This is a genomic window from Paraburkholderia sp. RL17-347-BIC-D (assembly GCF_046027915.1).
GTDB lineage: Bacteria > Pseudomonadota > Gammaproteobacteria > Burkholderiales > Burkholderiaceae > Paraburkholderia.
This window is the reverse complement of the sequence record NZ_JARESS010000010.1, coordinates 183044-201418: the sequence shown is the minus strand read 5'-3', so window position 1 is coordinate 201418 and position 18375 is coordinate 183044. Positions and strand designations below refer to the sequence as shown.

15 protein-coding genes are annotated in these 18375 nt (G+C 61.7%); 11 read left to right on the top strand and 4 right to left on the bottom strand.

Features of this window, described 5'->3' with window-relative positions:
- Positions 1-25: 25 nt before the first annotated feature.
- Positions 26-1990 carry an SUMF1/EgtB/PvdO family nonheme iron enzyme gene (locus P0D96_RS16380; RefSeq protein WP_408314331.1) on the bottom strand — a complete coding sequence of 655 codons (1965 nt, stop codon included), beginning with the start codon at positions 1988-1990 and terminating at the stop codon, positions 26-28.
- A gap of 367 nt (positions 1991-2357) precedes the next feature.
- Between P0D96_RS16380 and P0D96_RS16375 the strand changes: the two genes are divergently transcribed.
- From P0D96_RS16375 to P0D96_RS16335, 9 genes are all read left to right on the top strand, one after another.
- Positions 2358-2861, top strand: a complete 504-nt coding sequence (locus P0D96_RS16375) for a DUF4399 domain-containing protein (RefSeq protein WP_132378878.1) — start codon at positions 2358-2360, stop codon at positions 2859-2861.
- 47 nt (positions 2862-2908) lie between these two features.
- Entirely contained in the window at positions 2909-3343 is a 435-nt protein-coding gene (locus P0D96_RS16370; RefSeq protein ID WP_132378876.1) for a DUF4399 domain-containing protein, read from the top strand.
- Positions 3344-3646: 303 nt separating this feature from the next.
- Complete coding sequence (locus P0D96_RS16365) at positions 3647-3928, top strand: hypothetical protein (protein ID WP_132378874.1); 282 nt, start codon at positions 3647-3649, stop codon at positions 3926-3928.
- A gap of 226 nt (positions 3929-4154) precedes the next feature.
- Entirely contained in the window at positions 4155-5609 is a 1455-nt protein-coding gene (locus tag P0D96_RS16360) for an efflux transporter outer membrane subunit (RefSeq protein ID WP_408177282.1), read from the top strand.
- 229 nt (positions 5610-5838) lie between these two features.
- Positions 5839-8421 carry an FHA domain-containing protein gene (locus P0D96_RS16355; RefSeq protein ID WP_408314329.1) on the top strand — a complete coding sequence of 861 codons (2583 nt, stop codon included), beginning with the start codon at positions 5839-5841 and terminating at the stop codon, positions 8419-8421.
- Complete coding sequence (locus tag P0D96_RS16350) at positions 8399-9772, top strand: beta-barrel domain-containing protein (RefSeq protein ID WP_132378868.1); 1374 nt, start codon at positions 8399-8401, stop codon at positions 9770-9772. The genes P0D96_RS16355 and P0D96_RS16350 overlap by 23 nt, the downstream gene beginning before the upstream one ends.
- A gap of 37 nt (positions 9773-9809) precedes the next feature.
- Positions 9810-10562 carry a peptidylprolyl isomerase gene (locus P0D96_RS16345; RefSeq protein WP_408177280.1) on the top strand — a complete coding sequence of 251 codons (753 nt, stop codon included), beginning with the start codon at positions 9810-9812 and terminating at the stop codon, positions 10560-10562.
- A 67-nt stretch (positions 10563-10629) separates the two neighbouring features.
- Complete coding sequence (locus P0D96_RS16340; protein WP_408177279.1) at positions 10630-13686, top strand: peptidase domain-containing ABC transporter; 3057 nt, start codon at positions 10630-10632, stop codon at positions 13684-13686.
- Positions 13686-15041, top strand: coding sequence for a sigma-54 interaction domain-containing protein (locus P0D96_RS16335; RefSeq protein ID WP_408283959.1), 1356 nt, complete (start codon positions 13686-13688; stop codon positions 15039-15041). Before P0D96_RS16340 ends, P0D96_RS16335 begins: the two co-directional genes overlap by 1 nt.
- A gap of 24 nt (positions 15042-15065) precedes the next feature.
- Here the strand turns inward: P0D96_RS16335 and P0D96_RS16330 are convergent, their stop codons facing one another.
- Positions 15066-15836, bottom strand: coding sequence for a PP2C family protein-serine/threonine phosphatase (locus tag P0D96_RS16330; protein ID WP_408314327.1), 771 nt, complete (start codon positions 15834-15836; stop codon positions 15066-15068).
- Between the two features lie 5 nt (positions 15837-15841).
- Positions 15842-16129 carry a hypothetical protein gene (locus P0D96_RS16325; RefSeq protein WP_408283957.1) on the bottom strand — a complete coding sequence of 96 codons (288 nt, stop codon included), beginning with the start codon at positions 16127-16129 and terminating at the stop codon, positions 15842-15844.
- Positions 16130-16600: 471 nt separating this feature from the next.
- Here P0D96_RS16325 and P0D96_RS16320 point away from each other — a divergent pair, with 471 nt between their 5' ends.
- Positions 16601-17098 carry a lecithin retinol acyltransferase family protein gene (locus P0D96_RS16320; RefSeq protein ID WP_408284007.1) on the top strand — a complete coding sequence of 166 codons (498 nt, stop codon included), beginning with the start codon at positions 16601-16603 and terminating at the stop codon, positions 17096-17098.
- A gap of 68 nt (positions 17099-17166) precedes the next feature.
- A complete protein-coding gene (locus tag P0D96_RS16315) occupies positions 17167-17424 on the top strand; it encodes a hypothetical protein (protein ID WP_132378856.1) in 258 nt (85 codons plus the stop codon).
- Here the strand turns inward: P0D96_RS16315 and P0D96_RS16310 are convergent.
- The gene (locus P0D96_RS16310) at positions 17421-18299 is read right to left on the bottom strand and encodes a LysR family transcriptional regulator (RefSeq protein ID WP_408283955.1); all 879 of its coding nucleotides are present in this window, start codon (positions 18297-18299) and stop codon (positions 17421-17423) included. The genes P0D96_RS16315 and P0D96_RS16310 overlap by 4 nt on opposite strands.
- Positions 18300-18375: the final 76 nt, after the last annotated feature.

Here is an 18375-nt window from a genome sequence, read left to right as displayed (position 1 = left end):
ATGAACCGCCCGCGAAGCCGGCAAGTCACTTGAGATCTTTGACGACCCGGAAGCCATCCTGCGATTGACGCACGCCCGAGCTGTACTTGAAGCGCGTCGCGCTGAGCATGTAGCTGCCGCCTTCGCGCCACGAACCGCCGCGAATCACGCGCATGTCGCAGCCGGGGCTGTCCCATGCGTGGCCATCGGCGGGTGCGCCCTGGTAGGAGTTGTGCCAGCAGTCGGCGGTCCATTCCCAGACGCTGCCGTTCATGTCGTACAGGCCGAGCGGATTCGGCGCGAACGAGCCGGCGGCCTCGGGTCCTTCCTTGTGCCACGGTTCGCCGCAGTCCTTGCAATTGGCGTTGCCCTTGCGCATCTGATCGCCCCACCAGTAGGCGGTCGTGGTGCCGCCGCGATCCGCGTATTCCCATTCCGCTTCGGTGGGCAGGCGGTACGGTTTGCCGGTGGTCTTGCTCAACCATTTCACGTATTGCTGCGCGTCGTCCCAACTGAGGTCGCGCGCCGGTGCGGCCTTGTTGGTGTTGCTTTCCGGCGTGAGCTTCTGGCAGCCATTGGCGGCGACGCACGCGTTCCACTGGTCGACCGTCACCTCGTACTTGCCGATCGCGAACGGCGCGCCAATGGTCACGTGATGAACGGGCTTTTCGGACGGGTCGTCGGTACTGCTGCCCATCGAGAACGAACCCGCGGGCACGGTGATCATGATCGGACAGGTGGCGCAATCGCGGCTTTCGCCGGCAACCGGCGCATGCGTGACGGGCTTTTGCGCGACCGCTGCTGCGGGTGGTGCGGCCGGCGGAGCAGCACTTGCAGTGGGCTTGGGTGCCGGGGTGCTAGCCGGCGGCGTTGGCCGCGCGGCTTGCGGCGCGGGCGCAACTGAAGGCGCAGCAGGCGTGGCCGTGGACGGCGCGTTCGACGTCGCCGCAGCACGCAAGCGGTCGATGCGCGCATGAGCGAGCGTGGCGAAGCGGCCGTTCGGATAGGCCTTCAGATACGCCTCGTAGTCCCCTGGGTAGTTGCTGTCCTTGATCGAATTCCAGAACGTGATTTCGTATTGTTCGCTGCTGTCTTTCGGCAGGATGCCTCTGCTATGCAGCGAGACCAAGGGATTGTCCCGAGCGGTGGACGCAGCATCGGCCATCAGCAAGGTTTGAGGAAGCGACGAGGCAAGCCACGGCGATTGCTCGCCGCCGGTCGCGTCGCGAACCTGCGCTGCGACGCGTTGCAACAGATCTGGCAGCGCCAGTGACGGAGCGCTGTCGAGCGCGTGAAGCCATGCATTCGTATAGACACCGTGGCGTGTGCCGTCCGCCGCGAATCCGCCGGGCGCGGTTGCGTAGGCAACCACGGTATTGCCCGGAAGCGCGGCCGTATCGTTCGTCACGTCCGCTGAGAACGGATTATTCAGGCACGTGTCGAGGATCACCAGATTGAGCCGGCCGTCACGCGCTCCGCGCATGGCCTGCAATACGGCGTGCAAATCGACACCGTTGCTCACGACCTCAGCCGGCGAGCGGGCATCGAGTCCCGCTGGGATGAGCAGTGTTTGCGGGCCGATTCGCATGCCGTGCCCCGCGAAATAGAACAGGCCAACACCGCCTGCCCGCAAGCGCTGATGGAATTCGCCGATGGCCTCGCGCATTTGCTGCGGCGTCGCATTCGTGCGCATGATGACGTCGAAGCCGAGCGTTTGGAGCCTGTCGCGCATGGCTTCGGCGTCGCGCGGCGCGTTCTCTCGCAGCGCGTCCACTTGCGTGTCAGTGCGATCCACACCGTCCGCACCATACGCGCCATTACCAATCACAAGCGCGATACGTGGAGAAAGGAGATTGCCCTGTGGCGGCGTGAACGGAGTGACCAGCGTGAGCGGCAAACTCGCCGCACTCGTATCCCGCTCGGCGCCGTCACGTTGCGGCGCCGCAAAAGCGTCGCCCCAATGCGCCTGCATCGCCCCGGCCACGCACACCAGCATGAATATTCGCCACATCTTTACATCCTGTTTGTTCCGGACAGAACATAGGCAATCGAGGACCACGCCACTCGCATCAACTGCTGGAGTGAATTGCGAGAAACATCGACGCCGCTATCGACCATCCATCTGCAACCTCTTAATAACGATAGCACGCGCTTTGCGCGCCACAACTGTCCGCGTGCCCCGAATGCGTTATACGGTTAACGAGTGTGGCGTATCTTTTTGGCAAGTTACGACCTAAGCTAATTCACAAAGTAGGGCGGCAAGCTCGTTTTAACCAAGTGGCCGTCCAATCGCGCGTGCGCCCGCGACATCCAGCCGGAACGCCCGGCCTGCCTTGTGCAGCCGACCTGGCCATGACCACTCTTCGGGAGAGTGCGCTATGCGAAGAACCGTTACCCCCGTTGTTCTCGACGTGCGTCATGGATCGAATGCGCGTCGCGAGGCGCTGCGCCGGGCTTTACGCGCGACGCTCGTCCTCATGTTCGGCAACATGGTGCCGAGCGTCTTTGCGGCAGCCGAACAAACGGCGTCGCCGCCGGGCGCCGAGGAATACATCATCTGGCCATCGGACGGCACGGTGATTCACGGCGGCAAGTTGTGGGTGCGCATGGGACTGCGGAACATGGGCGTGTGCCCGAAGGGCGTCGTATTCCCCAACACCGGCCATCACCATCTGCTGATCGACACCGATCTGCCGCCGCTCGATCAGGAAATCCCATCGGATCGCAATCACCTGCACTTCGGCGCGGGTGAGACGGACGCGCGAATCGAGTTGCCGCCGGGCAAGCACACGCTGCAACTCATTCTCGGCGACCACAACCACGTGCCGCATGTGCCGCCTGTGTATTCGAAAAAGATCACCATCACCGTGCTAAAAGACTAGCGCGATCCGTTCGTTCAAAGCGGGTCCGTCAGGACGGAGAGACCTTCATGTACAAGATCATCGCGGTCGCGGCGCTCGTCATGTCGGCGGCATTGGCTTCGCCGAATGTCGCTCTTGCAGGCAGCACGCCGGCGCCGGCCGGCGCCTATGCGTATATCGGCTATCCCAACGATGGCCAGGTCGTCCCTGCCAACAAGCCGTTCAAGGTGTGGTTCGGCCTGCGCTACATGGGCGTGGCGCCGAAAGGCGTCAAGTATCCGAATACCGGCCACCATCATCTGCTGATCGACACTGACTTGCCGCCGATGGATCAGGAGATTCCATCGGATCGCAATCACCTGCACTTCGGCGCGGGCGAAACGGAGACCATGATTCAACTCCCGCCGGGCAAGCACACGCTGCAGTTGCTGATGGGCGACGACATGCACGTGCCGCACAATCCGCCGGTGTATTCGAAGAAGATCACCGTCATTGCGCGGTGACGCGCGGTTGCGTATTGCGCGGCGTGACGCGGCGCATCGGTTAGCGCCTCAGTGTCACGCAGCAGCCGACAATTTCTCACGGGTTGTTGGCCGCAATCCACCATCCTCCGGACGCCGCTTCACCGCTTTGTCTCACGTTCGCCTCACTGCCAGCCCCGCGACCCTTTATCTACAGCATTCCGGCACATTTCTTAGGATAGGAAAGCAATCCTGGCACAGCCCATGCATTAGTGACACTCGAGCAGACAAGTTGCTCGAACCCAACCGCAAACTGTGCTGTATTCCCTTCCCAGGAGATTTACCATGAACACGCTGATGATCAAAGACCTGTCCATCACCGAACAACTCGACAGCAAGGCCATGAGCGCCGTGCGCGGCGGCACCGGCTACTATCCGTCCTCGTCGTACTTCAACTTCATGCCCGTGTATGCGCCGAACAACAGCAAGACCGTCGACGCCACCCAGCTGATCAACACAACGATGAACATCCAGAACGCCAACGGCAACAACGCAGCGTTCGTCTCGGGCATCTCGTCCACGATCAACCCGCACGTGTACGCCAGCAACAACATCAACGTGCACTAAACGGCGCAGGCCGCCGCGGAGGCACGACAGCCTCCGCGGACTCTTACCGGCCGCTCCTCAAAAAGATTTCGCAGCCAATCGTTCTTTTCACGCGACCCCCCGTTTCACCGCCCGATTCCCGCGCCGATCTTCTTGCATCGCTTCGATGGTGAAGCCGCGCAGGAGATGCTTTACTTAAAGGGCGCGCTCCACTCGTGCAACGAATTGGGCGCCATCGGAGACCATCGTGTCAGCGTTGCTTTCATCAGCTCGTCAGCGCTTCTTCCGCAGGACATCTGCGCTGCGCTGCGTTTGCGCGGCGACGGTATGCGCGCTTTCGCTGTCGGCCTGTGTCGATGTCAGCATGCCCGACTACAAGCGTCCGGACACGCCTGCCAAAGCCTCGTGGTCGGATCAGAAAGGCGCGCCCGTATCGGCCGCCGCGACGATCGAACCCGACTGGTGGAAAGGCTTCCACGATCCCTATCTCGACACGCTGATCGCGAAAGCGATTGCCGGCAACTTCGATATCAAGGTACTGGCCGCGCGTATCGACGTGGCCGGCACGCAGATCGGCGAAGCCAAAGCGGGCGCCTTGCCGACCATGGATCTCGGCTTCGGCGCCGATTTCGAAAAGACCACGCACCAGACCTTCTCCAAGCAGTACAACCTCGCGACGCAGGTGAACTGGGACATTGATATCTGGGGCAAAGTCGAAAAGGGCGTGCAGGCGCAAAAGGCCGAATTCCATGCCAGCGAGGCGGACTGGCGCGCCGGCTATCTGGAACTGGTGTCGAACGTGGCCAGCACGTACTTCCAGATTCTGCAATTCGACGACCAGATCGAGCAGCAACAGAAAACGCTCGAAACGAATCGGCAGATTCTCGCGATTTACGACGGCCAGCGCCGCAACGGCCTCATACCGCAAACCCAGGTGTTGCGCCAGCAGGCGGAGATCAACCGCCTGACCAATCAACTGCTCGACCTGCGCCGTTCACGCGCGCTGGCCAATAACGCGCTTTGCACGCTGATCGGCGTGCCGGCGGGCGAGTTTCGGATGCCCAAGGGGCATTTGCAGCAGCGCGTGCAATTGCCGCCCGTGCCGGACGGTCTGCCCGCACAACTGCTGGCGCGCCGTCCCGACGTGGTGGCCGCCGAGTTCAGAGTGCTGGAAGCGTACGACCTCGTCGGGCAGGCCAAGCTCGCGCAGCTGCCGACCATCAGCCTGACCGGGCACGCCGGCACCGCGAGTTTTGCGCTGACCGATCTGCTGAAATCGTTCACGTACGGCTTTATGCCCAGCATCAACATTCCGCTGCTCGATCCCGGCGTGCGGGCGCATGTGAAAGTCACGCAAGCGCAATCGACGGTGGCCGAACAGCAGTATCGCGCGGCGGTGATGACCGCGTTCGAGGAAGTGGAAAACTCGCTCGTCAATGTGAATTCGCACAAGGAACAGCGGGTGGAGTTGCAGCAGGAGGTGTCGCGGCTGCAAATCGTCGCGGACCAGATCCAGTCGCAATTGCGCCTCGGCGTGGTGTCGCAACTGGAGGTTTTCGAAACCGAACGGACCTTGCTGGAGGCGCAGCAGGAATTGCTCGCCAACCATCAACAGATTCTGTCCGACACGGTGCTGCTTTATAAAGCGCTGGGCGGCGGCTGGCCGAGCGTCGACGTGCAGGCAGAAGTAAAGGAACACTGAGCTAATCCGCAATGTGGCGCGCAGCGTGGGTATTTCGGCTGTATCTGACGCACTCGTTGCCTTCATAATTCGACGATCGGAAAATTGACACTCGCCATGTGTGACTTACAATCTTTAAGGGGCCGGTTTTTGCACGGCTCACTCGAACAATATCTTTCCGCCGTAGTCCTTCGTCCCGTTTCCGTTGCGCTCTCGCCGCAGCGGGTAAACGCTTAGTGATCCAGATAAAATGGCCGCCGGCGAAGCTCCGATTGCTGAGATGCGCGCGACAGAAGACGCCGCGTTCGACGTGGTGTTGTCGCCGGCTGCGTCCGCGCAACGTCCCGCGCTCGACGCGATCCGGATCGTCGACAACCTGTTTGCAATCGGGCGCAGCGAGGCACCTTTTACCGACTATCCCGCCGAGCGGATTGCGCGCCTGTCGCGCCGTCATGCGCGGGTTTTCACGGAACACGGCGCGGTCTACGTCGCCGACCTCGGCAGCAAGAACGGCACGACGGTGAACGGCGTGGCGGTGCGGCAAACACCGGCCCGCGTGCGCGCCGGCGACGAACTGTGCTTCGGCGGCGAGCTCTGCTACCGGGTGAGCATCGAGCCGCGCGCGCGTATCGTGGCGGCCGCGAGTTCGCCCACCGCACCGGGATTGCTGCTCGTGCCGCAGCGCGACGATCTCGGCCTGCAACCCATCGAGGTGCAGGCATTTCCGTTTCTGGTCAGCAAAGCGGACGAAGTCTTCTCGCGCTACAAGGACCGCTATCCGCATCAGGTCAATTACATCTCGCGCCGTCACGCGCATATCTTTCTGAAGGGTGGCGAGCTCTATGTCGAAGATCTCGGCAGCACCAACGGCACATTCGTCGGCGGAAAGCGGCTGGACGAGTCCGCGCTGCCACTGGTAGAGGGCGACCTCGTTGCATTTGGCGGAGACCACTTCGTCTACAGGGTGACGCTGCAGAAACCCCCTGAAGTCGAGCCCACCGTGACACAACTATTCCTCAATCCGGCCGCCGACGAAGCAGCCGATCCCGACAAGACCACCTTCATCGGCGCCGCGCATTCATTCCTCGATATCTTTTGCGTCGACCCCGGCCTCCAACGCGAAGACGAAGTCAACGAGGCGGCACAGGCCGCGTCAGCGCATGCGAAGCGCGACGCGCCGACCGGCACGGCAAGAGGGGCGACTGGCACGAACGGAACCAACGGTGCGAATGGCGCTGCCAGCACGGCCGCCGCGAAGGGCCGGCCGCGCCGTTGGCGCTTGCTCGCGGGCGAACTCGGCAAGGCGTTTGCAATCGACGATCGCGCGAGCGTGCGGCGCATGGCGACATGGGGCGGCGTGGGCGTCGTGGTGATAGTGGCGATTGCGTCGGCGCTTTACATGCGCGGTTCGTCGGAGCGCCAGTTGAAGAACCTGCTGGCGAACGGCGATTACACGAGCGCGGTCACGGCGGCATCGGGCTATCTGGCGAACCATCCCACGGACACCAAAGTCAGCGCGCTAGCGAGCGAAGCGTTGTTGAAGGCGAAGCTCCCCAGCTTGCTGAACGCGTTACAAAAGGCTCAGTTCGACCAAGCCGACGCGTTGCTCAAGGAGATGCGCTCGCTGAGCGCGAACAATGCGGACGCCGCGTCGCTGATCGGCGAGTTGCAATGGGTGGGCGATCTGGAGCGTTTCGTCGCGGCGCGCGGCGGCATGGACGCGCCGATTCGCATGTACGCGGACGAGGGCACGATCAACAACCTGCTGCAACGCTGGGAAGACGACGCGAAGAGCCATCAGCGCGCGCTCGACCGCATCGCTTCCTACGTGCCCGTGTTCGCCGATCCCTATGCGCAGGCGCTGAGCCATCTGCGTAAACTGGAAAGCGATGATTCGGTGTACCTCGCCGCCATCGACCGTCTGAATGGGACGATCCGCACCGAACTGGCGCGCGACAAACCCGACGCGCTGCCTCCCGTGCTCGACGATTACGCGCAGCGCTACCCGCGTCTCGCCGGCATTGATCGGGTGCGTCAGGATTTGCGCCAATACACGGATTTGTTGAACGCCGCGTTGAGCCGGCAACTGGTGCCGTTGCTCGCCATGTTGAAGTCGGCGCGTTTCAGCACGCCGCCTTTTCAGGCTCAATTTCAACAGCTGGCGGCCAGCCGTTTGCCTTCGTCAGACGTGATTGCGCGCCATGACGCGGTGACAGCGGCATGGCGGCGTGGCGACGCGCAACAGGCGCTGGCAGGTTTGCAGGCCATGCCCGCAGGGCCGTGGTCCGACGTGCTCGCGGCGGAACTGGCGCACAAGAAGGCACTGCTCGATCAGTACGCGCAATTGCAGAAGACGCACGGCGACAAGGATTACGACCAGCGCCTGCTGTCGTTCTACGCGAGCCTCGACCCGGCAACGGACGTGTGGTTCCTGCAGTCGATCCAGAAAGACGTCGCCGCCTTGCACGACAAAGCGCTGGCGCGTGCGCAAGACTTGATGCTGCGCGCCCAGAGCCTGTGGAAACAGTATCGCGCGGGTGGCTCGATCGGCGGTACGCAGCGTCTCGAAGCCGGTATTTCGCCGGGATTTCGCAGCGAGGCGCGTCTGCTTTCCGATTCGCAAACATCGGCGCAACAGGGCATGCGAATCTACACGCAACTGAAGGCCGATCATCCCGCCGACTTCGACCGGCTGCTTGCGGATATCGAGGCCGAAACCAATTTGCAGCGCCGTTCGCTGACGGAGTTGCGCATGGTGCTGGATCCGGGACTTCTGAAAGCGAAGCTGGCATTGATCGGGGGCGAGCAGAGTGAAACGCGACAATCACCCTAGGCCGTTGTCGGAGGCGCTGGAGGATCACAGCGTCGAGGGCATCGCGATTCTGATGGCGGAGCCGGTGCGGCTCGCGCGCGCGCTGATCTGGGCGATGGTCGCGCTGGTCGTGGTCGGGCTGTTGTGGTCGTTCGTGGGACGCGCGGACGTGATCGTCAGCGCGCAAGGCACTTTGTCGCCGGAATCGGAGGTGCGCCGGATCTATGCGCCGATCGACGGCGAACTCGCCGATCTGTATATCGCCGAGGGGCAACCGGTGTCGAAAGGCGACGTGCTCGCGCGCCTGAATGCGCGTGGCGCGATCGAGGCCGCCAGCAACGCGTTGCAAGCCCAACTCAAACTGGAAGACGCCGAGCGCGACTGGAAGCAATTCCCCGAGAAGAAGGCGCTGTTGGAGCGCAAAGCAGCCGCGCTCAAGACGCAGATGGAAGTGGAAGCGCGCCAGCACGAAAATCGCGTCTCCGAAGGCACCACCAAACTCGCGGAAGGGCAGAAGGCCGAACTCGACGAAGCACGCAGCATCCTCGACAATGCCCGGCGCACGCGTGAAGCGGCGCGTCAGGAACTGGACCGCTACTCGCGTCTCTTCGCGCAGCCGGGCGGCGGCGGCATTGCCGAATTGCAGGTGGAGCAGAAACGCACTGCGGCGATGGAAGCGGATAACGCGTACCGGGTCGCGCAATCGAAGCTCGCAGAGCTGGATTTCCGCTTGAGCCACGAATATACGCAGGCAAATGCGCAACTGGAAACCAGCGGCCAGCAGACCACCGACCTGCAGCTTCAATACGATTCGGCGGTGCGCGACATTACCGACGCGGAAGACAAGTTGCGCCTGCAACTGCAAAGTGCGCGGCTGGTGTCCGAAGCGGCCGCGCGGATTCGCTTCGAGAACATCGACAAAGACAATTTCCTGCTGATTCTCGCGCCGGTCTCGGGCGTCATCACCGACGTGACGTCGACGCAGCGCGGCGACAAGATTCAGGCGAACGCGCCGCTCGGCGGCATTGCGCCCAAAGACGCACGGCCTGTGCTGAAGATCGAAATTGCTGAACACGATCGCGCGTTTCTGCATGAGGGCCTGCCCGTCAAGCTCAAATTCAACGCCTTTCCGTATCAACGCTATGGGCTGATCAGCGGCACGCTGGCCTATATTTCGCCGGCCACCAAGCCGTCGGCGACGGACAAGCAGCCGGTCTACGAAGGCCGCGTCACGCTCGACAAAAATTACTACCAGATTGCCGACACGCGCTATCCGTTGCGCTACGGCATGACGGCAAGCGCTGAGATCGTGGTGCGCGAGCGGCGCCTGATCGATCTGGGTCTCGATCCGTTCAGGCAGGTTGCGGGATGACCGCGCGGATCACACGTCAATTAAAGGAGCGGAAGAAATGACCGCGATAGTGCGAATCGATGACGAAGTCGTGGACGTGGCCGAATTTATTCGTCTTCTGAAACTGACCGGCCAGTTCGAGAGCCTGATCGAGCAGATCGTGCGCGACAAGCTCACGGTTCACGCGGCGAAGAAGCAAGGCATGACTGTCACCGCCGATGAAATCCAGCAACGCGCCGATCAGTTCCGCCGCGTGCGAGGCCTGCATCGCGCGACGGATATGAATCAGTACCTCGACGCCCTCAATGTCAGCCTCGACGAATTCGAGGCCTTCATTACCGACGGCCTGTATCAGGAAAAGATGCTCGACGAGATCGGCAACGAGGTCGCGATCAAGGATTACTTCGCGCTGAATTCGCCGAAGTTCGATGCGATCGAAGTGAGCCACATCGTGCTCGACAGCGAGGGCAAGGCGAAGGAAATGATTTCGTACCTGCACGACGATCCCGACAGTTTCGCCGACATGGCGCGCGAGCATTCGATCGCGGATACGCGCGAAGCGGGCGGCGTAATCGGCAAGGTGCTGCGCGGCTCGTTGAAGCCGGAAATCGAAGCGAAGATTTTCAACGCGGCGGTGGGCGATCTGCTTGGTCCGTTTCCGTCGGCGGATCGCTCGTGCTTCGAGATTTTCGCCGTGACGGCCAAATATCCGGCGACCCTCGACGCTGACGTGGCCTCCGAAGTCCGGCGGCTGCTGCGCGAGGGCTGGCTGATCGCACGCGCTCAGGAGCACGTGATCGAAGCGCGCTAGCCCGATCGGGGCTAGCACGCCGTATTGAAACAACGCAACGACACGCCGATTCGAGGTCCGCAAGCACATGGATGCACCCCAGACCGCGCCTTCCGCAGCCGAGTTTCTCACCTCGGTGGAAATTCTCTCGCCGTTTTCGCGCGATGAGATCGAGCGTCTTGCCGAATATGCGCAAGCGCGCTTCTATTCGTTCGGCGAAACGGTTTGTTCCGCGGGCGAGACGGCTGACGGGCTGTACGTGATTCGCTCGGGTTCCGTGCGGATCTTCACGGAAGAGCACGGCAAGGAAACCAGCATGGGGGTGCGCAAGTCGGGCGAGATCTTCGCCGATATTGCGATGTTGCGTACCTATGTCCACGAAGCGTCAGTGCGGGCATCGGCGAAAACCGAATTGCTGTTCATTCCGCGTGCCGCGATCGAACCGGTCATGGCCGGCAATCAGGCTGCCTTGGCTTTCGTTGCCAGCTACGTGGCGATCAATTCGGCGGGCGGTTTCGTAGCGCAGTTATTCGATCTGCGGGGTAAGCTGAACAAGGCGGAACTCGAAGAGTATGTGCGCAGCGTCGGCGTGAAACGAGTGGCTGCGGGCAAGGAAATCCTCAAGCAGGACGGACGCGAGGACCGGCGCCTGTACGTGGTGCGCCAAGGCGCAGTGCGTATCGTGCGGCACGAGGAAGGGCACGACTACACGCTCGCCACGCTCGGAGAAGGCGAAATATTCGGCGAAAAAGCTTGCTTGATGCGCCAGGAGCAGATGGCGTCGGTGGTCGCGACGACTGATACGCGGCTGCTGGTCATTCCGGAGCGCACGGTCCATTTCATCCTCGAACGCAATCCGAAGCTGCGCGAGGTGCTCGACGAGCGGATTCGCTACGGCGACCGCGAATTGCAGCGGCAAAAGCGGGTCGAACAGCGGCGCAAGCTGCCGCTGATGCTCGATTTGCAGAGCAAGCCCGAGTTCGGCGAGAAAGTCATCAAACGCTTCGCGCTGGTCGAACAGGCCGAAGAAATGGATTGCGGTGCAGCGTGCCTTGCAATGGTATGCCGCCACTACAGCATTCCGATGACGCTCGGCAAATTGCGCGAACTGGCCAACGTCACGACCCAGGGTGCGACGCTCGACAGTCTCGCCCGCGCCGGTGAATCGCTCGGCTTCACGGCGCGCGGCGTGCAATGTACGTTCGATTCGTTGCGCGGTTTCGATCTGCCGTTCATCGTGCACTGGGAGGGCTATCACTACGTCGTGGTGTACGGGCTCTCCAAGGATTACGTGTGGGTGGCGGACCCCGCGGTCGGCTTCAAAAAAATGACCGTGGAGGATTTCGAACGCGGCTGGAGCGGCACCTGTCTGCTGTTTACAGGTGGACCGCATCTGCTGCAAATGTCCGCCGCGCGTTCGCCGTGGATACGCTTTGTCGGCTACCTCAAACCGTACAAGAAGATTCTCGGCCACCTGTTTCTAGCCACTTTCGTGATTCAGGTATTGGGCGTGATTCCCCCGCTGATTATCCAGAACATTCTCGACGGCGTGATCGTGCATCAGAATGTCAGCCTACTGCATCTGCTGATTGGCGGCTTGATCATCGCCAATGTCTTTTCGCAATTGATGTCGTCGATTCGCGCGTACCTCGCGAATTTCATGGTGCGCAACATGGACTTCGCGATGATGTCGCAGTTCTTCAAGCACACCATGTCGCTGCCGTTTTCGTTTTTCGCCAAGCGCAAGACCGGCGACATTTTCGCGCGCTTCCAGGAGAACCAGACGATCCGCGCGTTCCTCACCGAATCCACCGTCACCACGGCGCTGAATCTGCTGATGGTGTTCATCTACTTCACGATCATGTTCGTCTACAACGTGAAGATGACGCTGGTGCTGATCGCGTTCGTCATTCCGATCATGGCGCTGACCGCGATCGCCACGCCGAAGATCAAAGGCTATGCGCGCGAAGTGTTCACCGCGTCGACCGAATCGAAGTCATTTCTGATGGAAGCGCTCGCCGGCGTGGAGACCATCAAGGGCATGGGTATCGAACGGCCGGTGCGTCTGCGTTGGGAGAAGAAGTACGCGAAGGCACTCGAAGTGCAATATCGCGCGCACGCGTTCAACATTCTCGTGGGACTCGGCAGTCAGTTGCTGAACTCCGCGACGACGATTGCGATTCTCTGGGTCGGTGCGAATCTCGTGCTCGCGCGTGAAATGACGATTGGTCAGTTGATCGCGTTCAATGCATTCATGGGTAGCGTACTGGGGCCGCTCATGGGCCTGGTCGGCTTGTGGAGCATGTTGAACGACGCGGGTGTGGCGATGGAGCGCCTCGGCGATGTGCTCGATATCGAGCCCGAGCAGAAGCCTCAGGATTTGCCTTCACGTGTGATGCTGCCCGAACTGCAAGGCGAAATCAGCCTCAGCGGCGTCTATTTCCGTTACGGCGAAAACGACTCGGCGTACGTGCTCGAAAACATCAGCTTCGATATCAAACCCGGCGAACTGGTGGCGATTGTCGGGCGCAGCGGGTCGGGCAAGACGACGCTCGCGAAATTGCTGGTCGGCTTCTACGCGCCGACCGAAGGCAAGATGACGATCGACGGCTACGATCTCGGCGTGGTCGACAAAGCCTATTACCGTGCGCAGATCGGCTATGTGATGCAAAGTAATCTGCTGTTCTCCGGCACGATCTCGGAGAACATCGCGAGCGGCGACGACGCGCCCGACCGGCGCCGCATCGAGGAAGTCGCGAAGATGGCCGACGCGCATGGATTCATCAGCAAGATGCCGCTCGGGTATGAGCAGATTGTGGGCGAACGCGGAATTGGGTTGTCCGGCGGGCAGATCCAAAGGCTGTGCATTGCACGGGCGCTATATCACGATCCGCGTCTGCTCGTATTCGACGAAGCGACCTCGGCACTGGACTCGCAATCGGAGAGCAACATCCTCGGCAATATGCACGACATTCTGAAGGGCCGCACGGCGGTGATCATCGCGCACCGGCTCAGCACGATCATGCGTGCGGACAAGATTCTCGTGCTGTACGAAGGGGCGATTGTCGAACAGGGCCGTCACGATGAACTGATCCAGCGCGGCGGCATGTATTACCAGCTGGTCCAGAAACAGTTGAGTGCGTGATGATGAAGATACTCGACCAGGTTGAAGAGGCCAGCCCCGCGATTTCGTACGCGGGGCTGATCGAGCGGATCGAGATTTTGCGCTCGACATTGCGCTGGTCGTCGCGGCTGGAGCGCGCGGACATCGACAAGCTGCTCCGGCAAGCCACCTCGTTGCGCGACGAAGTGATGCAGCTCTCGCACAAGGAGCGCTTCGTGCAAGCGGCAGTGGCCGCGGAGCCGCAGGAGCGCGGCGATTTATCGCGCGGCGCGCGCCGCAAAGCGTTGCTCGAACGCAGTTTCATTTTCGAAGGGACGTTTGGCGACAATCCTCGCCTGCTCGAATCGCTTGAAATCGCCGAGAAAGCGGCGCCGACCGATTTGCCCGTGTTGATCGACGGCGAAAGCGGCACCGGCAAGGAGTTGATGGCGAAGGTGATTCACGCCAACGGCTCGCGTTCCGATAAACCCTTCATTTCCGTGAACTGCGGCGCGATTCCCGACAATCTGCTGGAGTCGGAATTGTTCGGGCATCGCAAGGGGGCGTTCACGGGCGCTTCGAACGATCGCAAGGGGAAATTCGAAAGCGCGCATACAGGTACCATCTTTCTCGACGAAATCGGCGAGTTGCCGCTCGCCGGCCAGGTGAAGCTGCTGCGCGTGCTGGAAGCGCATGAGATCCAGCGCGTCGGATCCGATGAAACGATTGCGGTGGATACGCGCATCGTCGCGGCGACCAATCGCAATCTGCGGCAACTCAGCGAAGAGGGCAAGTTCCGCGAGGATCTGTTCTACCGGCTCAGCGTGATTCATGTGACGTTGCCGCCGCTGCGGGAGCGTCGCGATGAAATTCCACTGCTGATCGCGTGGTTCGGCGATGAAGCCGCCGGCACGTTAAAGCGCAGGCCCGTGCGAATGACGCCGCGTCTGCGGGACTTTCTGCTGAACTATGCGTATCCGGGCAATATCCGCGAGTTGCGCAACGTGATGTATCGGGTGTCGTGTCTGGCCGGCGATATGGCCGATGTCGAACATTTGCCGGTGGACATGCGGCCGGCGGCGCCCGGCTCGGCGGTGGCAGCCAGCGCCACGACCGCAACGGGGCAGGAGCCGATCAGCGTGGCGAACCTGATGTCGCTGAGCGACGCAAAGCGTGCCGCCAGCGACGACGCCGAAAAAGCCTTTCTCGAGCGTGGCCTTCGAGAAGTGAGCGGCACGGTCGCGGAACTCGCGCGTCGTATCGACATGAACCGCTCGCATCTACAGATGCTTCTGAAGAAACACGGCCTGCATTCGAAGGATTTCCGCAATCGCAATCAGCCGGCCGGGAACAAGAACGGCGCTGAAGACCACGACGATGAAGACAACGAGACCTGAGACCGCCGCGTCACGCCAATAGCTTCATGGCGCCGGGTTAAGCAGAGTTTTGTCTGACGCATTAGGGTCTTCGGCGCGCACGACCACGGCGGTGATGTTGTCGCGGCCGCCGCGCGCGAGCGCCAGGTCGACGAGTTCTTCAGACGCGTTCGCGCCTGCCGTCTTGCTCAGCACAGCGAGCATGTCGTCTTCGCCGACTTCGTTGCTCAGGCCGTCGCTGCAGAGAAGGAAGACGTCGCCGTCCGCGACCTCGATGGCATCGTCGTCGAGTTCGAGCACGTCGGTGGCGCCAACCGCGCGCGTGATCATGTGCTGCGCCGGATGATGGCGCGCCTCTTCTTCGGTGAGCACGCCGAGCGACTTGAGCGCTTCCACCTGACTGTGATCGCGCGTGAGTTGCCGCAGGCTGCCTTCACGCAGCAGGTACAGGCGGCTGTCGCCGGCCCAGATGTAGCCGCAGAAACGATCGCAGGCGAGCAGCACGACGACCGTACTGCCGATACGCTGCACCTGACGGCGCGCGGCTTCTTCCCGCAGTTGACGATTGGCGGTTTGCAGGCGCGCGCGCGCGTCGGCGACGAAGGACTTCATGCTGACCGGTGACGCGAGCCGGCCAAGCGCATCGATCACCAGACGGCTCGCCAGATCGCCGACCGCGTGTCCACCCATGCCGTCGGCGACGGCCCAGCGTCCGAGTGCGGACTGGTCGAGGCAGGCATCTTCGTTGATCTCGCGGACGCGCCCGGCGTCGGAGCGCGCGGACGACGTCCAGCGAAATTGGCTCGCACAGGTCACAACGCTTACACCGTATCGTTTCTGCTGCGTGCTTCGGGAGAGACACTGATGTTCGAGTTCGCGCCGGTGTTGCGTACATCGACCGACTGGAACGTGTTGATCATCTGGTTAGCATAGAAGTTGTTCGTCACATCGTACAGGTTCACGACGGGTCCAAAGCTCGGCGTATCGCGTACATAAGGCTGAATCCAGCCGTACACCCACGGGGCGCCGCCGCCGCCGCGGATCGCCGCCATCGCTTTACGATCTAGCGCGAGGTTCAGCGAGAGGTCGCTTACTGTAATAGAAGCCATGTCGTTTCTCCGGTTGGCCGCGTGTGTAACGCGCGCGGTGACGCGCGGTTAAGAAGTATCTGGCCGTTATAGTGCAAGTGCCATGCCAATTCGTGAGTGATTCAGGCGGTTTGTCGTAACGCCTTGATTGCCGGACGATTCCGCGAGCTTGCGTATACAGGGCACCTGCTCGCATGAATTCATCGGTCGGCTGGCAGCCAACATGCCCGTACTCGAAACGGTGCGCGACCCAACACATTCCTCGTGCTCGCCGCGCCTCTTCAATCGACGCACATCCCCTTCCACCGCAGCGACAAAAGAGCGCCGCTCGCCAACACTTCGGCCAGATTTCTGTCGGCCCGCAACGTACACTCGTCGCATCCGGAACGCCTCGTTTTCCCGCGAAGCCCTTTAAATAAAGGCTTTCGCGCACATGGCCCGAATGATGCAAAAGATCTCGCAACAGTGTTGGAAATCGAAGCGAGGCCAGCCATGAACACGAACCAAACCAGCAGCGAAAACAGCGAAGACCGCTGCGACGCTGCGTCCACCATCGACCTGCCGATCGGCGCGCATCTCGTCACGCAACGCCCCGGGTACGAACACCACGGCATTTATGTGGGCAATGGCCGCGTGGTTCATTACTCAGGCTTTGCGAGTTCGGCGCATCGCGGCCCGGTTGAGGAAGTGGAACTGGAACGTTTCGCCGCCGGCCATCCGCTGACGATCCGTTCAACCCCGTCCGCCCGCTACGTCGGCGACGAAGCCGTGCGCCGCGCACGCTCCCGCCTCGGCGAAAACCATTATCGCCTGCTGACCAACAACTGCGAGCACTTCTGCGCATGGTGCCTGCTCGGCGAAAGCCGTAGCGAACAAGTGCATTGCTGCCTGCGCCATCCGCGCACCGGCATGCATGCGCTGGTGTGCCTCGTGAAGGCTTTTGTGGAAAGCACCGCGAAGGGCGTTCACGGTTCCGCGCAAATGGCCTGAACCGGCGACACCGAATCTCAGTGACTCATTTTAGTGACTCAATCATTCAAGGATTCAAGGAGAACATCATGGCCGCCGCAGAAAAGTCCTTGCATTGGGCCGTAGACAAATGGCTCGCCCCGACCCCGTCGATGCCCGCACGTGTCGTGCAGTTCTGCCACCGTGCGTCGCAACATCAGCGCTATGTGTGTGTGGAAGCCTTGCGGCCGAGCGGTCTGCTGTCGATCTTCTTTTTCCGTCATGACGACGGTTCGTGGAATGTGTTTCCGCCGCAAGCGGAGCGTCCCGCAATGAATGGCCATCGCCGCGCTTTGCTAGCTGCCTAGCTCCGCACCTGCGCAGACGCTTCCTTGATGATCCACTGATTGAACAGCAGCATCGCCGGCGTCATGGGTTTGCCCTTCAACCATGTCAGCCAATAACTGCCGGCGTGAACCTCCACTTCGAACGGGCGCACCAGCCGGCCTGTGTTGATCTCGTGATCGAACATCAGCGCGGGCGCGAGCGCGATACCCGCGCCCTGCATCGCCGCTTCCACCATCAGCCGCGACGAATCGAACACCGGCCCGCGAATTGGCCGTGGCGGAATACCGGCGGCGGTGAACCAGCTCATCCAGTCGTCGGCGCGATAGGAGCGCAGCAAGGTCTCGTCGGCGAGATCCTCCGGCTTCGACAGACGCGCCGCGATTTCCGGCGTGCAGAGCAGCGCGAGCGGCGCGTCGAGCAGGCGGGTCGCGAGCGAACCGGGCCACGTGCCGTCGCCGAAACGGATCGCGAAGTCGAGACCTTCGGTGGCGAGATCGACCAGGTTGTTGTTCGTCAGCAGCCGCAGTTCGACGAACGGATGCGCGTCGCGAAACGATTTGAGGCGAGGCATCAACCAGCCCACCGCGAAGGTGCCCACCACGCCGACCGTCAGCACCTCGTGAAAGTGGCCGCCTTCGAATTGCTTGAGCACGGCCTCAATGCGATCGAATGCGTCGGTCAGCACCGGACGCAACGCGAGGCCCTCGTCGGTCATGGCGAGGCCGCGCGGCAGACGCTTGAAGAGCGCGGTGCCCAGCCGCTCCTCCAAGGTTCTGACTTGCTGGCTGACGGCGGCCTGGGTGACGTTCAATTCGAGCGCCGCGCGCGTGAAGCTCAGGTGTCGGGCGGACGATTCGAAGGCGCGCAGCGCGTTTAACGGAAGGTACGGTCTCATGGCGAAGGCATAAGTTTTTCTTGTGAGTTGGCTAACTTATCATCGTTTGTCAGCGGCCGGCGGAAAACCGATAGTT

Excerpts from the sequence above, each read along its gene's own strand:
- P0D96_RS16315 (WP_132378856.1), top strand. The coding sequence starts at position 17,167 with ATGGCCGCCGCAGAAAAGTCCTTGCATTGGGCCGTAGACAAATGGCTC.
- P0D96_RS16325 (WP_408283957.1), bottom strand. The coding sequence starts at position 16,129 with ATGGCTTCTATTACAGTAAGCGACCTCTCGCTGAACCTCGCGCTAGAT.
- P0D96_RS16310 (WP_408283955.1), bottom strand. The coding sequence starts at position 18,299 with ATGAGACCGTACCTTCCGTTAAACGCGCTGCGCGCCTTCGAATCGTCC.
- P0D96_RS16320 (WP_408284007.1), top strand. The coding sequence starts at position 16,601 with ATGAACACGAACCAAACCAGCAGCGAAAACAGCGAAGACCGCTGCGAC.
- P0D96_RS16375 (WP_132378878.1), top strand. The coding sequence starts at position 2,358 with ATGCGAAGAACCGTTACCCCCGTTGTTCTCGACGTGCGTCATGGATCG.
- P0D96_RS16335 (WP_408283959.1), top strand. The coding sequence starts at position 13,686 with ATGATGAAGATACTCGACCAGGTTGAAGAGGCCAGCCCCGCGATTTCG.
- P0D96_RS16345 (WP_408177280.1), top strand. The coding sequence starts at position 9,810 with ATGACCGCGATAGTGCGAATCGATGACGAAGTCGTGGACGTGGCCGAA.
- P0D96_RS16380 (WP_408314331.1), bottom strand. The coding sequence starts at position 1,990 with ATGTGGCGAATATTCATGCTGGTGTGCGTGGCCGGGGCGATGCAGGCG.
- P0D96_RS16365 (WP_132378874.1), top strand. The coding sequence starts at position 3,647 with ATGAACACGCTGATGATCAAAGACCTGTCCATCACCGAACAACTCGAC.
- P0D96_RS16370 (WP_132378876.1), top strand. The coding sequence starts at position 2,909 with ATGTACAAGATCATCGCGGTCGCGGCGCTCGTCATGTCGGCGGCATTG.
- P0D96_RS16355 (WP_408314329.1), top strand. The coding sequence starts at position 5,839 with ATGGCCGCCGGCGAAGCTCCGATTGCTGAGATGCGCGCGACAGAAGAC.
- P0D96_RS16340 (WP_408177279.1), top strand. The coding sequence starts at position 10,630 with ATGGATGCACCCCAGACCGCGCCTTCCGCAGCCGAGTTTCTCACCTCG.